Here is a 16,261-nt window from a genome sequence, read left to right as displayed (position 1 = left end):
GCGACGGACAACCGACCTCGAAAGGACTACCGCCGTGGCGGACGAAACCCGACTCGTCGAATACCTCAAGCGAGTCACCTCCGAACTGCGCCAGGCCAACCAGCGCATCGAAGACATGCAGGACGAGGCCCACGAGCCGATCGCGATCGTGGGCATGAGCTGCCGCTACCCCGGAGGGGTCGAAACCCCCGAGGACCTGTGGCGGCTCGTCGAGACCGGCGCCGACGGCGTCACCGGCTTCCCGGAGAACCGGGGCTGGGACCTCGACCGGCTGTTCCACGAGGACCCCGACCACCGGGGCACCTCGTACAGCCGTGAAGGCGGCTTCCTGCACGACGCGGGCGAGTTCGACCCCACGCTGTTCGGGATCTCGCCGCGCGAGGCGCTGGCGATGGACCCGCAGCAGCGGCTGCTGCTCCAGACCTCCTGGGAGGCGTTCGAACGCGCGGGCATCGACCCGCAGTCGGTACGGGGCTCGCGCACCGGCGTGTTCACCGGCCTCATGTACCACGACTACGCGTCCAAGATCGGCACTCCGCCGGAGGACCTGGAGGGCTACCTCGGCAGCGGTACGGCCGGAAGCATCGCCTCCGGCCGGGTGGCGTACGTCCTGGGCCTCGAAGGCCCCGCCGTCACCGTGGACACCGCCTGCTCCTCGTCGCTGGTGACCCTGCACCTGGCCGTGCAGGCACTGCGCCGCGGCGAGTGCACCCTCGCCCTCGCGGGCGGCGTCACCGTCATGTCCACCCCCGGCACCTTCGTGGACTTCAGCCGCCAGCGCGGGCTGGCCGTGGACGGCCGCTGCAAGTCCTTCTCGGACGACGCGGACGGCACCGGCTGGGGCGAGGGCGTCGGCATGCTCCTCGTGGAGAAGCTGTCCGACGCACGCCGCAACGGGCACCGGGTGCTCGGCCTGGTGCGTGGCTCCGCCGTCAACCAGGACGGCGCGAGCAACGGCCTGACCGCGCCCAACGGGCCCTCCCAGCAGCGGGTCATCCAGCAGGCCCTGACGGACGCCCGCCTCCAGGTCCAGGACGTGGACACCGTCGAGGCGCACGGCACGGGCACGCGGCTCGGCGACCCCATCGAGGCGCAGGCGCTGCTCGCCACCTACGGACGGCGCCGCCGGCCGGACGGCAGCCCCCTCTACCTGGGCTCGCTGAAGTCCAACATCGGTCACACGCAGGCCGCCGCCGGCGTCGCCGGCGTCATCAAGATGGTCCAGGCCATGCAGCACGGCGTGCTGCCCCGGACCCTGCACGTCAGCGAGCCCTCCTCGCACATCGACTGGTCGGCGGGAGCCGTCGAGCTGCTGACCGAGGCCCGCGACTGGCCCGAGACCGGACGGCCGCGCCGCGCCGCCGTCTCCTCCTTCGGCATCAGCGGCACCAACGCCCACGTCATCCTGGAACAGGCCCCGCAGGAGGAGCCCGCGCAGGAAGCGGTTCCGGGCGAGGAGCCGCAGCCGTCCACCGAGCGGGCCGGCGCCGTCCGCCTGCCCGTCCTGCCGTTCCTGCTGTCCGCCGCCTCCGACGAGGCCCTGCGCGGCCAGGCCGGGCGGCTCGCCGCCCGGCTGCGCGAGCACCCCGGCACCGACCTCGTGGACCTGGCCGGCTCGCTCGCCACCACCCGGGCCGCCCTCGACCGGCGGGCCGTGCTCGTCGCACGCGACCACGCCGAACTGCTCGCCGGCCTCGACTCCCTGGCCCGCGGCGAACGCGCCGACGGCGTGCTCACCGGAGCCCCGGCCGAAGGACCGCTGGCCTTCCTCTTCACCTTCCAGGGCAGCCAGCGCCTCGGCATGGGCCGCGAACTCCACGAGGCCTTCCCGGTGTACGCCGAGGCCTTCGACGAGGCGTGCGCCGCGCTCGACCCGCACCTCGACCGCCCGCTCAAGTCGATCGTGTTCGCCCCCGAAGGCTCCCCGGAGGCCGCCCTCCTCAACCGCACCGGATGGTCCGCGCCTGCGATCTTCGCCCTCGAAGTCGCCCTGTACCGGCTCCTGGAGCACTGGGGCCTGCGCCCCGACGCGGTCTCCGGCGGCTCGCTCGGCGACTACGCCGCCCTGCACGTCGCCGGCGTGCTGCCGCTCCGCGAGACCGCACACCTCCTGGTCACCCGCAGCCGCCTGATCGAGGAACTCCCCGAGGGCGGCGCGATGATCGCGCTGGAGGCCTCGGAGGACGAGGTGCGCGCCTGCCTCGACGAGCTCGGCATCACCGGCCGCCTCTCCGTCGCCCTGGTCAACGGGCCGCGTGCCGTGGTCGTCTCCGGCGAGGAGGAGGCCGTGCTGGCCACCGCCGGGTACTGGCGCGAGCGGGGCCGCAGGACCCACCGGGTGGAGGTCAGCCACGCCTTCCACTCCGCCCACATGGATCCGGTGCTCGACGCGTTCGGTGCGTTCGCGCAGCGCCTCGACTTCCGGGCGCCCACCGTCCCCATGGTCGACGGGCTCACCGGCCGTTTCTTCGACGAGGGCCGGATCCCGGGGGCCGACTACTGGGTCCGACACATCCGCGAGGGTGCCCGCTTCTTCGACAGCGTGCGCACCCTGGAGACCCGGGGCACCGCGACGTACCTTGAGGTCGGCCCCATCGACATGCAGGCCCAGATGGGCCAGGACTGCCTCGTCGACACCGACCCCGACGCCCTCGTGCCCGCCCTGCGCCGGGGCACGCCCGAGCTGGAGTCCCTGGTCACCGCGCTCGCCCGGCTGCACACCCGGGGCGTCGCCGTCGACTGGGCGCTCTTCTTCGCCGAGCTCGGCGCCGCGTCCCGCGTCGACCTCCCGACGTACGCCTTCGAGCGGCGGCAGTTCTGGCTCGCCTCCGGCCACGCCCCGGGCGACGCGTCCGCGTTCGGTCTCGGCGAGGCCGGGCACCCGCTCCTCGGCGCCTGCGTGACCCTGGCCGACGCCGACGGGCAGCTCTTCACGGGCAGCCTGTCGCTGCGCACCCACCCCTGGCTGGCCGACCACGCCGTGTTCGGCACGGTCCTGGTCCCGGGCGCGGCCCTGGTCGAGCTGGTGCTGCACGCCGGTGAACGCGCGGGCTGCCCCGCCCTGGACGACCTCACCCTGGAGGCGCCGCTGGTGCTGCCCGTCACCGGTGGCGTCCAGCTCCAGCTCACGGTGGGCGCCGCGGCCGAGGACGGCCGCCGCCACGTGACCCTGCACTCCCGGGCGGACGGGGACGACGTGTGGGTGCGGCATGCGAGCGGTGTCGTGTCCTCGGGCGCGGTGGAGGCCGGTTTCGACCTGACGGAGTGGCCGCCGCCCGGTGCCGAGCCGGTCGCGGCGCAGGACCTGTACGAGCGGATGGCGGTGGCGGGTCTGGAGTACGGGCCCGCGTTCCAGGGTGTGCGCGGCGTCTGGCGGCTGGGCGAGGAGGTCTTCGCCGAGGTGGGTCTCGCGGACGCCGAGGCCGCCGAGGTGGCCCGGTACGGACTGCACCCCGCGCTCCTGGACGCCGCCCTCCACGCCCTCTGGTTCAGCGGTGACCGCGACGGCTCCGACGGGGCGGGTGGCGCCCGGCTGCCGTTCGCCTGGACCGGTGTCTCGCTCCGCGCCTCCGGGGCCACGGCCCTGCGGGTGCGGATCTCCCCGGTGCCCGGCTCGGACGCCGTGTCCTTCGCCCTCGCCGACACCACCGGCACGCCGGTGGCCTCGGTCGACGCGCTGGCCCTGCGCCCGGTGTCCGCCGGCCGGCTGGCGGGTGCCGCGCACCGCGACGCGCTCTTCCACGTGGAATGGGCGCCGGTCGACGTCGCCCCCGCAGCGGACGTCCGCACCGCCGTGCTCGGCTCCGCCGGCACGGCCGCGGCCACCGCCACCGCCCTCGGCACCACCGCCGCCGCGGACCTCGACGCCCTGGCCGCGGCCGGGCCGGTGCCGGACCTGGTGGTCGTGCCGTTCCTCGACGGAGGCGGCGCGGACGCGGAGACGACCCGCTCCGTCGTACGCCGCACGCTGGCGCTGCTCCAGGAGTGGGTGGCCGACGAACGGTACGCGGACGCGCGCCTGGTCTTCCTGACCCGGGGCGCCGCCGACGTTCCCGCCCTCGCCGCGCTCCAGGGCATGGTGCGCTCCGCGCAGGCCGAGAACCCCGGCCGGTTCGGCCTGGTGGACGTGGACGACGCGCAGGCCCTGGACTTGGTGGCCGCGCTGCTGAGCGGCGACGAGCCGCAGCTCGCGGTGGCCGACGGCGTCGTCCGGGCGCCGAGGCTGGCCCGAGTCCCGGCTCCGTCCGGCGAGACCCCGGACTTCGGGTCGGGGACGGTGCTGGTGACGGGCGGTACCGGGTTGCTGGGTGCCCTGATGGCCCGGCACCTCGTCACCACCCACGGTGTCCGGCGACTGCTGCTGACCAGCCGCCGCGGTCCCGCCGCCGAAGGCGCCGACCAGCTCGTGGCCGAGCTCTGCGCGCTCGGCGCCGAGGTACGGGTCGCGGCATGCGACGTCGCCGACCACGACGCGGTCCGGGGCCTGCTGGACTCCGTACCGGCCGAACACCCCCTCACCGCCGTCATCCACACCGCCGGTGTCCTCGACGACGGTGTCCTCACCTCGCTGACGCCGGAACGGGTCGAAGGAGTACTGCGTCCCAAGGTCGATGCCGCCTGGAACCTCCATGAGGCGACCCGCACCCTCGACCTGTCCGCGTTCGTCCTGTTCTCGTCGGCCGCCGGAGTCTTCGGCAGCGCCGGGCAGGCGAGCTACGCCGCTGCCAACGCCTATCTCGACGCCTTGGCCGCCCACCGCCGTGCCCTCGGCCTGCCCGGGCTCTCCCTGGCCTGGGGCCTGTGGGCCGGAGACGGCAACGCCACCGGTATGGGCGGCACCCTCACCGAAGCCGACCGGCGCCGGATCACCCGGACGGGATTCACGCCGATCGACCCCGAGCAGGGCCTCGCCCTGTTCGACAGCGCGCTGTCGCAGCAGTCGGTGACGCTCGTTCCGGTGCCGCTCGACCTCAAGGCCTTCCAGGACGGGGGCCGGGAGCTCCCGGCGCTGCTGCGCGGACTCGTCCGTACCCCCGTCCGCCGCGGCCCCGTACGCGCGGCGGCCGCCGCCGGAGCCGGCGCGACCGGCGGCACGGGCCTTCGGGAACGGCTGCTGACCCTGCCGTCCGAGGACCGGATCCCCGCCGTCCTCGACCTCGTCCGCACGCACGTGGCCACCGTCCTCGGCCACGGCGACCCCGGATCGCTCGACTCCGGCCGGGCCTTCCGCGACCTCGGCTTCGACTCCCTCAGCGCCACCGAGCTGCGCAACACGCTCAACACCGTCACGGGGCTGCGGCTGCCCTCGACCCTGGTCTTCGACCACCCCAGCCCGGGCGCACTCGCCGCGTACCTCCTCGGCGAACTCCTCGGCGACAGCGCCGGTGCGGAGGCGTCCGCGCCCGTAGCGGCACGCTCCACGGCCGCCGACGAGGACGAGGACCCGATCGTCATCGTGGGCATGAGCTGCCGCTACCCCGGCGGCGTCGAGACCCCCGAGGACCTGTGGCGTCTCGTCGAGACCGGCGGGGACGGCATCACCGGGTTCCCGGAGGACCGGGGCTGGGACATCGAGAACCTCTACCACCCGGACCCGGAGCACCGGGGCACCTCGTACGCCCGCGAGGGCGGCTTCCTGCCCTCCGCCGCCGAGTTCGACCCCGCCTTCTTCGGCATCTCGCCGCGCGAGGCCCTGGTCATGGACCCGCAGCAGCGGCTCCTGCTCCAGACCTCCTGGGAGGCCCTCGAACGCGCGGGCATCGACCCGCTGTCCGTGCGCGGCTCGCGCACCGGTGTGTTCGTCGGCCTGATGTACCGGGACTACCTCAGCAGGCTGCCCTCGATCCCCGAGGAGCTGGAGGGCTTCCGGGGTACCGGTGCCTCCGGCAGCGTGGCCTCCGGCCGCATCTCGTACACCTTCGGTCTCGAAGGTCCCGCGATGACGGTGGACACCGCCTGCTCCTCGTCGCTGGTCACCCTGCACCTGGCCGTGCAGGCACTGCGCCGCGGCGAGTGCACCCTCGCCCTCGCGGGCGGCGTCACCGTCATGGCCTCCCCGACCGCCCTGATCGACTTCAGCCGCCAGCGCGGACTCGCGCCCGACGGCCGCTGCAAGTCCTTCTCCGACGACGCGGACGGCACCGGCTGGGGCGAGGGCGTCGGCATGCTCCTCGTGGAGAAGCTCTCCGACGCACGCCGCAACGGGCACCGGGTGCTCGCCGTGATCCGCGGTACGGCCGTCAACCAGGACGGTGCCAGCAACGGCCTGACCGCGCCCAACGGCCCCTCCCAGCAGCGGGTCATCCGGGCCGCGCTCGCCGACGCGCGGATGACCACGGGCGACGTGGACGTGGTCGAGGCGCACGGTACGGGTACCCGGCTCGGTGACCCGATCGAGGCGCAGGCCGTCCTGGCCACCTACGGTCAGGGCCGTCCGGAGGACCGGCCGCTGTACCTGGGCTCTCTGAAGTCCAACATCGGTCACACGCAGGCCGCCGCCGGTGTCGGCGGCATCATCAAGATGGTGCAGGCCATGCAGCACGGCGTACTGCCCCGGACCCTGCACGTGAGCGAGCCCTCCTCGCACATCGACTGGTCGGCGGGAGCCGTCGAGCTGCTGACCGAGGCGCGTGAGTGGCCCGAGACCGGACGGCCGCGCCGCGCCGCCGTCTCCTCCTTCGGCATCAGCGGCACCAACGCCCACGTCATCCTGGAGCAGGCCCCGCAGGAAACCGCGGACGACCGTCCGGAGCGCGCCCCGGACGACACCCTCGTCCCCTGGACCCTCACGGCCAAGTCCCCGGCCGCCCTGCGCGGCCAGGCCGAACGGCTCCTCGCGTACCTGGGCGAGCACCCGGGCGCCGACGTACGGGACATCGCGTACTCGCTGGTGGCCACCCGCTCCTCCTTCGAGCACCGGGCCGTGCTCCTCGGCCGGCGGGAGGAGGACTTCCGCACCGGCCTCGCCGCCCTCGCGGCGGGCGAACCGGCCGTCGCGCCGACCCAGCTCCAGAACGCGGACGGCGGCCGCCTGGCGTTCCTGTTCACGGGGCAGGGCAGCCAGCGCGTGGGAATGGGCCGGGAGCTGTACGACGGATTCCCGGTGTTCGCGTCGGCCTTCGACGCGGTCTGCGGTGTCGTGGACCCGCTGTTGGGGCGTGCTCTGAAGCCGCTGGTCTTCGGAGAGGACGAATCCGAGGACGGAGTACTGGACCGTACGGAGTTCACCCAGCCCGCGGTGTTCGCGGTCGAGGTGGCGCTGTTCCGGCTGCTGGAGTCGTGGGGGGTGCGGCCGGACGTGGTGGCCGGGCACTCCATCGGTGAGATCGCCGCCGCGCACGTGGCCGGGGTGTTCTCGCTGGAGCACGCCGCACGGCTGGTCGTGGCGCGCGGCCGGCTGATGCAGGCGCTGCCGGAAGGCGGCGTGATGGTGGCGGTGGCCGCCTCGGAGGAGGACGTGCTGCCGCTGCTGGAAGGCCGGGCGGACCTGGTGGGTCTGGGTGCGGTCAACGGCCCGGAGTCCGTGGTGCTGTCCGGCGCGGGCACGGTCGTCGACGAGATCGTCGCCGTGCTGGCCGAACGGGGTGTCAAGACCCGCCGTCTCACGGTGAGCCACGCCTTCCACTCGCCGCTGATGGATCCGATGCTGGAGGAGTTCCGGCAGGTCGTCGAGGGCCTGGAGTTCGGCCGTCCGACCCTTGCGGTCGTGTCGACGGTGACGGGCGGCCCCGTCGAGGCGGAGGAGTTCGCCTCCGTCGGCTACTGGACGCGGCACGTGCGTCAGCCGGTCCGCTTCGCCGACGCGGTAGGTGCCCTGCGGGCGCAGGGCGTCTCCCGGTTCGTCGAGGTCGGTCCCGACGCCACCCTCACCGCCATGGCCAAGGCGAGCGTGGGCGACGACGTCTTCCTCGTACCGGCCCTGCGGCGCAACCGGCCCGAGACGCAGACCCTGACCGACGCCGTCACCGGCCTGCTCACCAAGGGCATCCCCCTGGACGAGGAGTCCGGGGCACGCCGGGTCGACCTGCCCACGTACGCCTTCCAGAACCGGCGCTACTGGCTGGACGTGCCCCGTCCGGTCACGGCGGAGTCCGGCGGGCCCGCCGCCCTCCCGGAGCTTTCCGGGCTGCCGGAGGAGGAGCCGGAGCAGAGGCCGACCGCCGATCCGACAGTGCTGTACGGCCTCTCGACGGCCGCACTGGAGCGCGAGCTGACGGACGTCGTGCGCACCACCGCGGCCCGGGTCTTCGGCCACGACTCGGCCGACGAGGTCGATCTCGCCGCGAGCTTCAAGGACCTCGGGATCGACTCGCTGACCGCCATCGAACTGCGCAACCGGCTCGTCGAGGCCACCGGCCTGGGGCTCCCGCCGACGCTGATGTTCGACTGCCCCACCCCGCTGGACCTGATCGCCAGGCTCCGGGAAGAGGTGGCACAAGAAGCCGCGGCGGCCGAGCCCGCGGCGCCGGTCTCGCTCCGCACGGAGCTCGACCGGCTGGAGAAGCTCCTCACCTCCAACGCGCCCGAAGACGCGGAGGAACGGGAAGAGGTCGGCGAGCGCCTGCGGGCGCTGCTGACGGCCTGGAACGACAAGGCCGCCACCGGGCCCGAGGACGCGTCCGCCGCCGACCTGTCCGCGGCCTCGGCCGAAGAACTCTTCGAACTGCTCGACGTGGAACTGGAGATGCCGTGACTGCCGCGACCAATGACGAGAAACTGCTCGACTACCTGAAGCGGGCCACCACCGAGCTGCGGGACACCAAGCGGCGGCTGCGCGAGGTCGAGGACCGCGGCCGTGAGCCCATCGCCGTCGTCGGCATGAGCTGCCGGCTGCCCGGCGGGGTGACCTCTCCCGACGAGCTGTGGCAGCTCGTCATGGACGAGCGGGACGCCATCGGCGACTTCCCGGTGAACCGCGGCTGGCAGCTGGAGGACGGCGAATCGGCCACCCACCAGGGCGGCTTCCTCTACGACGCCCCCGAGTTCGACGCCGACTTCTTCGGGATCTCGCCGCGCGAAGCCCTCGCGATGGACTCCCAGCAGCGGCTGCTCCTGGAGACCTCCTGGGAGGCGTTCGAGCACGCCGGCATCGACCCGACCTCGGTACGGGGGACCGCCGTCGGCGTGTTCACGGGCGTCAACCAGCACGGGTACGCCTCCGATGTCACCGAACTCCCGGAAGGCGTGGGGGGATACCTCTCCACCGGCGTCTCCGGCAGCGTCGCCTCCGGGCGCGTGGCGTACTTCATGGGCCTCGAGGGCCCGGCCGTCACCCTGGACACCGCCTGCTCCTCCTCGCTGGTCGCCGTCCACCTCGCCGTACAGGCGCTGCGCCGGGGCGAGTGCTCCATGGCGCTCGCCGGAGGCGTGACGATCATGTCGACGCCCGGTGCGTTCGTGGAGTTCAGCAAGCAGGGCGCGCTCTCCGGTGACGGCCGTTCCAAGTCCTTCGCCGCGGCCGCCGACGGCACCGGCTGGGGCGAGGGCGTCACCACCCTCCTGGTCGAGAAGCTCTCCGACGCCCGGCGCAACGGCCACCAGGTGCTCGCCGTGATCCGCGGCACGGCCGTCAACCAGGACGGCGCCACCAACGGCCTGACCGCCCCCAGCGGCAAGGCCCAGCAACGGGTCATCCGTGCCGCGCTGGCCGACGCCCGCATGGAGACGGCCGACGTGGACGCCGTCGAGGCGCACGGTACGGGCACCCGGCTCGGCGACCCGATCGAGGCGCAGGCCCTCCTCGCCACCTACGGGCAGGGCCGTCCCGAGGGCCGGCCGCTGTACCTGGGCTCGCTGAAGTCCAACATCGGCCACACCATGGCCGCCGCCGGAGCCGGCGGCATCATCAAGATGGTCCAGGCGATGCGGCAGGGCACCCTCCCCAAGTCGCTCCACATCGACGCCCCCTCCCCGCACATCGACTGGTCTGCGGGCTCCGTGGAACTGCTGACCGAGGCCCGGGAGTGGCCCGAGCTCGGGCGCCCGCGCCGCGCCGGCGTCTCCTCCTTCGGCATGAGCGGCACCAACGCCCACGTCGTCCTGGAGCAGGCGCCCGCCGACGACGACGCCCCGGCCGCCGCCGACGACGGCCCGGCTCCGGAGACGCCGGACACCCCGGTCCCGTGGACCCTGTCCGGCCGCAGCGAGGCCGCCCTGCGTGCCTCGGCCGAACGGCTCCTCGCCCACCTGGAGCGGTTCCCCGGCCAGCGCCCCGCCGACATCGGCCACTCCCTGGCCGTCGGGCGTGCCCACCTGGAGCACCGGGCCGTGCTGATCGCCGCCGACCGGGAGGACTTCATCCTCCGGCTCAAGGAGCTCGCCCTCGGCGAGACCTCGCCCGGGGCCGTCCGGGGCGTCGCCGCCGGTGCCCCTGCCAAGCCGGTGTTCGTGTTCCCGGGGCAGGGCTCCCAGTGGGTCGGCATGGCCGTGGGCCTGCTGGACTCCGCACCGGCGTTCCGTGAGGCGATCGAGGCCTGCGAGGAAGCACTGACGCCGTTTGTGGACTGGTCGCTGACCGATGTCCTGCGCGGCACCGAAGGTGCTCCGGGCTTCGACCGCGTCGATGTCGTCCAGCCCGTCCTGTGGGCCGTGATGGTCTCCCTCGCCGCGCTCTGGCGCTTCCACGGTGTGGAACCCGCCGCCGTCGTCGGCCACTCCCAGGGCGAGATCGCAGCGGCCTGCGTGGCCGGTGCCCTCACCCTCAAGGACGGCGCACTCATCGTCGCCCTCCGCAGCCGTGCCCTCCTGGACATCGCCGGACACGGCGGCATGGTCTCGATCCCCCTGCCCGTCGCCGAAGTCGAACACCGCATCGCCGCCTGGGACGACCTGTTCGTAGCCACCGTCAACGGCCCCCGCTCCACCGTCGTCTCCGGCGCCGCCACCCAGCTCGACGAACTCCTCGCCGCCTGCGAAGCCGACGACATCCGCGCCCGCCGCATCCCCGTCGACTACGCCTCCCACTCCGCCCACGTCGAAGCCATCGAAGAACGCCTCGCCGAACTCCTCGCCCCCGTCCGCCCCCAGCCCGCCCACACCCCGTTCCGTACGTCCGTCGACGGGGAGACCGAGGACACCGCCGTCTTCGACGCCGCCTACTGGTACCGGAACCTGCGCCGCACCGTGCGGTTCGAGGAGGCCGTCCGGGGGCTGCTCGCCGACGGACACCGGCTGTTCGTCGAGGTGAGCCCGCACCCGGTGCTGGCCACGGGCCTCCAGGAGACCTTCGAGGCCGCCGCCGTCGGCGGGCGCGCGCCGGCCGTCGTCGAGTCGCTCCGCCGCGACCAGGGCGGAACCGAGCGCTTCCTCACCTCCCTCGCCCAGCTGTACGTACGCGGCGGTGCGGTCGACTGGGCGCAGGCCACCGCGGGCCACCGCCCGTGCCGGGTGCCGCTGCCGACGTACGCCTTCCAGCGCAGCCACTTCTGGCTGGAGGGCGGCGGCAGCGGTGACGTCACCGCCGCGGGCCTGACGGCCGTGGGCCACCCGCTGGCACCGGCCGCCGCCGCGGTGCCCGGCACCGGGCAGCTGCTGTTCACGGGCCGGCTGTCCCTGCGCAGCCACCCCTGGCTGGCCGACCGCACGGTGCACGGAGCGCACGCGCTGCCCGAGCCGGCCCTGGCCGACCTCGCCCTGAGCGCCGGTGCGCGGGCGGGCTGCCCGCGGCTGTCCGTCCTGGAGACGACCGCCCCGCTCCTGCTGCCCGGACAGGGCGCCCTCCAGCTGCGCCTGGTCCTGGAGCCGGAGGCCGACGGCGTCCGGGGCTTCTCCCTCTACGCGCGCGCCCAGGACGCGCCGGACACCGAGGAGTGGACCCTGCACGCCCGCGGGGAACTCTCCACCGGCGAGCCCGTGGCCCCGGCCGTCACCGGCCTGGAGACCTGGCCCCCGCAGAACGCGCGGGAGCTGCCCGTCGACGAGCTGTACGGCGCCCTCCGCGACCGGGGTCTGGCCCACGGCGCCGCGTTCGGGCTCGTCACCGAGGCGTGGGAGGCGGACGGCGACTACTTCGTCGAGACCGTCCTGCCGCAGGGGCAGTCCGAGGCCGGTTTCACCGTGCACCCGGCGCTGCTCGACGCCGCCCTGCACCCGCTGCTCGCCGACACCGCACCGGACTCGACGGGGGGCCGGACCCTGCGCGCCGACCGCTGGGCCGACGCGGCGGTGCACGCCACGGAACCCGCCGTGCTGCGGACCCGGATCACCCGCACCGGCGCGGACACGGTCGCGCTGACCGCTGTGGACGCGGCGGGCGGCCCGGTCCTCACCGTCGGCGCCCTGCGCCTCGCGGACGCGGCACCCGAGGCGTACCCGTCCGGGCTCCCGGACGGCGAGCCCGTCGCCGCGCCCGTACTCCCGCCCACCGGGCCGCGGCGCGCGGCCGCCACCGCGCCGGCCGTCGCCGGCGGGCTGCGCGCCCGGATCGCGGCGCTGTCCCCGCAGGACGCGGAGAGCGAGCTGTGCCGGTTCATCCAGGGCACCGTCGCCTCCGCACTCGGGCACACCTCGGCCGACGCCGTCGACCCGGACCGGTCGTTCATCGAGCTGGGCATCGAGTCGATCACCGCCACCCAGCTGCGTGCCCGGCTCGGCGAGGAGACCGGGCTCCAGCTCCCCGTCACCCTGGTGTTCGACCACCCCACGGCCGTCCTGCTGGCCCGCCACCTCGTCGAGGGGATCGCCGCGGACGGGGCGGGCGGCGCGGCGGGCGGGGCCGCCGGCACGCTCACCACGCTGTTCCGGCACGGCTGCGAGCAGGGCAGGGCCTCCGAGGCCGTGCAGATGCTGGTGGCCGCCGCCCGGCTCGCGCCCTCCTTCGAGCGGCGCGAGGACGCGGCCCGGCTGCCCGGCCCGGTGCGCTTCGCGCGGGGCGACCAGGGACCGGCGGTCTTCTGCTTCCCCTCGCTCGGCGCCATCTCGGGTCCGCACGAGTACCTGAAGTTCGCCTCCGCCTTCCAGGGCGTACGCGACGTGACGGTCCTGCCGCACCCCGGGTTCCTCGACGGCGAACCGCTCCCGGCCGACCGTGACGTGCTCGCCGCCGCCCACGCCGAGGCGGTCCTGGAGGAGGCCGGCGGCCGGCCCGTGGTGCTGCTCGGCCGCTCGTCCGGCGGCTGGATCGCGCACCGGGTGGCCCAGCGCCTGGAGGAAATCGGCAGTCCCGCCGCCGGTGTGGTCCTGCTCGACACCTACTCCCGTACCGCCGACCACTACAGCCTTCCGCTGATGACCTCCCAGATGGTCGCCGCCGCCGACCTGTTCGTACCGCTGGACGATCTGCGGCTCACCGCGATGGGCTCGTACATCGGCATCCACGCCGACTGGCGGCCCACCGCACACCACACCCCCACGCTGCTGCTCCGCGCGGCGGACCCCGTACCCGGCGTCCCGGCCGACGAGTCGGCGCCGGAGGGCGGCCGCCCGGGCTGGGAGTTCGCCACCGAGCGGGCCGACGTACCCGGCGACCACTTCACGATGCTCGACGAGCACGCCCGCACCACCGCCGACTCGGTCGAAGCCTGGCTGCGCGGACTCACCGTCTGACCCCTCTGTCCCACCCTCCCCCCAGAAGAAAGAGAACCGTTCCTTATGCAAGCGGCAACGGCCCAGCGCGAGCTGTGGCTGCGGCAGTACCACCCAGGCCCCGACGACGGGCCGGTGCTCGTCTGCTTCCCCCACGCCGGCGGATCGGCCACCGCCTTCCGCCCGCTGTCCGCGGACCTGTCCGCCCACACGGCGGTCCGGTGCGTCCAGTACCCGGGCCGGCAGGACCGGTACACCGAGGCACCCGCCACCCGGCTCGGCGCACTCGCCGACGCCGTCTCCGCGGTGCTCGCCGCGGAGACCGGGCGGCCCCTGGTGCTCTACGGACACAGCATGGGCGCCCTCGTGGCGTACGAGACCGCTCTGCGTCTGCAGGAGCGCCACCCCGGCGCCGCCCCGGTCGGACTCGTGGTCTCGGGGGCCCAGGCCCCCGGGGTCCCCCGTACCGACTGCGTACACCGGCGCGACGACGACGGCGTCATCGAGGAGATCCGCAAGCTCAACGGCACGGCACCCGAGCTGCTCGCCGACCCCGACGTGCGGGCCATGATCCTGCCCGCCGTGCGCGGCGACTACGAGGCGCTGGAGAGCTACCGCTTCCGTCCGGAAGCACCTCGGCTGGACTGCCCGGTCAGCGTGCTGATCGGCACCGAGGACACGCAGACCACCCAGGACGGCGCGCTGCGCTGGCAGGAGATCACCGCGGCGGGCTTCGGTCTGCGCAGCTTCCCCGGCGGCCACTTCTTCACCGAGTCGCACCGCCCGCAGGTGGCCGCGGCCCTCACCGACGACATCCGTTCGTTCACGTCCGAAACCGAAATACGGAGCTTCCGTTGACATCCCGCCCCCGCCCGTCGTTCGGGCTGACCGTCCTCGCCGTCTCACTGCCCATGTTCATGGTGGCGCTGGACAACCTGGTCGTCACCAACGCCCTCGCCTCCATCCGCCGGGACCTCGGCTCCACGGTGGAGAACCTCCAGTGGGTCACCAACGCCTACGTCCTCGGATTCGCGGGCTTCCTGCTGACCGCCGCCGGACTCGGCGACCGCTACGGCCGGCGCAAGGTGTTCGCCATCGGCATCACCGCGTTCACCCTCGCCTCGCTGGGCTGCGGTCTGTCCGACTCCACCGAGGCCCTGATCCTCTTCCGCACGCTGCAGGGCATCACCGCCGCGGCCGTACTGCCGCTCTCGCTGACCATCCTGACGGTCTCGGTCCCGCCGGAGAAGCGCGGCGTCGCCATCGGCCTGTGGAGCGCCATCAGCAGCCTGGCCGTCGCGCTCGCCCCGCTCGTCGGCGGCGGCATCACCACCGGCCTCGACTGGCACTGGATCTTCCTGATCAACATCCCGGTCGGCCTGATCGCCATTCCGCTGGTGCTGAAGGTGCTCGACGAGAGCCGCGGCGCGCCCGCCAAGCTCGACATCCCGGGCCTGGTCCTGGCCGGCGCGGGTGTGCTGAGCCTCATCTGGGCCATCGTCAAGGGCGGCGAGGAGGGCTGGACCTCGTCCACCGTCGTGGCCGCCTTCGCGGCCGCCGCCGTACTGCTCGTCGCGTTCCTGCTGTGGGAGCGCAAGGCCTCCTCGCCGATGCTGCCGCTGAGCATCTACAAGATCAAGGCGTTCTCCCTCGCCAACGTCGTGTCGCTCGCGGTGTTCTTCGGCCTCTTCGGTCCGATCTTCCTGATCGCTCAGTACCTCCAGGTGGCCCGCGGCCACTCCGCGTTCGAGGCCGGCCTGTGGACCCTGCCGTGGGCGATCATGCCGATGCTCGTCGCCCCCTTCGCGGGCAAGTTCGCCCCCCGGGTGGGCAGTGGGCTGTTGATGGCGGCCGGTCTGTTCATCTCCGGCATCGGCCTGGCCTGGTTCGCCGCGGTGGCCGGAGTCGACGCCGCCGACTGGGAGTACGTCGGTCCGTTCATCCTGGCCGGCGCCGGCATGGGCCTCGTCTTCGCGCCCACCGCAATGGTCGTCATGAGCTCGGTCCCCCCGCAGATGGCGGGCAAGGCGTCGGGCGCCAACACGACGGTGCGTGAGCTCGGCGGCGCCCTCGGCATCGCCGTCAGCACCAGCATCTTCTCGACCTCCGGTGCCTACGACACCCCGCAGAGCTTCACCGACGGCATGACCCCCGGCCTGTGGGTCGGGGCCGCCGTCCTCGTCGTGGGCGCGCTGATCGCCCTGGCCATCCCGCGTCCGCGGCAGGCGGGTGCGGCGCAGCCGCAGCCGCAGCCGCCGGTGAAGCAGGACGCCGCCGCCGTGGCGGAGTGACGGAAGGTCACCGCAGCGCGGTGAACGGAACCCGTTGAGCGGGAGGGGCCGGTGGCCCGTGACACGCCGTGGCGCACGGGCCACCGGTGCCCCTCCCCTCCGTCCGGGTTCCGGCACGACCAAGGCAAAACGTCAAGAACGGGTGGGACATGTACGGGGATGAAGACCGCGCCGGTGTGGGAGTCACCGCCGGCTCACGCGGCCGAGTGGCCGAGCTGCACGCCCTGCGCGAGCAGGCGCGGCGCGGTCCGAGCGAGAAGGCCACCGAAGCGCAGCACGCCAAGGGCAAGCTGACCGCGCGCGAGCGCATCGCGCTCCTGCTCGACGAAGGTTCCTTCCGGGAGGTCGAGCAGTTGCGCCGGCACCGGGCGACCGGTTTCGGGCTGGAGGCGAAGAAGCCCTACACGGACGGTGTGATCACCGGGTGGGGAACGGTCGAGGGCCGGACG

Annotated in this window: 5 protein-coding genes; all 5 read left to right on the top strand. The window is 73.9% G+C overall.

All coding sequences use genetic code 11. The features are described 5' to 3' along the window. The first annotated feature begins 34 nt into the window (after positions 1-34). Positions 35-8,692: an SDR family NAD(P)-dependent oxidoreductase gene (locus AB0D45_RS19020; protein WP_362460317.1), complete on the top strand. Its 8,658-nt coding sequence runs from the start codon at positions 35-37 to the stop codon at positions 8,690-8,692. Then, complete coding sequence (locus AB0D45_RS19015) at positions 8,689-13,542, top strand: acyltransferase domain-containing protein (protein WP_362460315.1); 4,854 nt, start codon at positions 8,689-8,691, stop codon at positions 13,540-13,542. The genes AB0D45_RS19020 and AB0D45_RS19015 overlap by 4 nt, the downstream gene beginning before the upstream one ends. A 45-nt stretch (positions 13,543-13,587) precedes the next feature. Further along, positions 13,588-14,379, top strand: a complete 792-nt coding sequence (locus tag AB0D45_RS19010) for an alpha/beta fold hydrolase (protein WP_362460313.1) — start codon at positions 13,588-13,590, stop codon at positions 14,377-14,379. Further along, positions 14,376-15,812: an MFS transporter gene (locus tag AB0D45_RS19005; protein ID WP_361603237.1), complete on the top strand. Its 1,437-nt coding sequence runs from the start codon at positions 14,376-14,378 to the stop codon at positions 15,810-15,812. Before AB0D45_RS19010 ends, AB0D45_RS19005 begins: the two co-directional genes overlap by 4 nt. 149 nt (positions 15,813-15,961) lie before the next feature. Further along, positions 15,962-16,261: carboxyl transferase domain-containing protein (locus tag AB0D45_RS19000; protein WP_362460309.1), on the top strand; the 300-nt coding region annotated here is incomplete at its 3' end.

Origin of the sequence: Streptomyces sp. NPDC048352, assembly GCF_040651895.1 — a bacterium.
GTDB lineage: Bacteria > Actinomycetota > Actinomycetes > Streptomycetales > Streptomycetaceae > Streptomyces.
The sequence above is the reverse complement of the archived record's forward strand: the minus strand, read 5'-3'. Positions and strand labels throughout refer to the sequence as shown.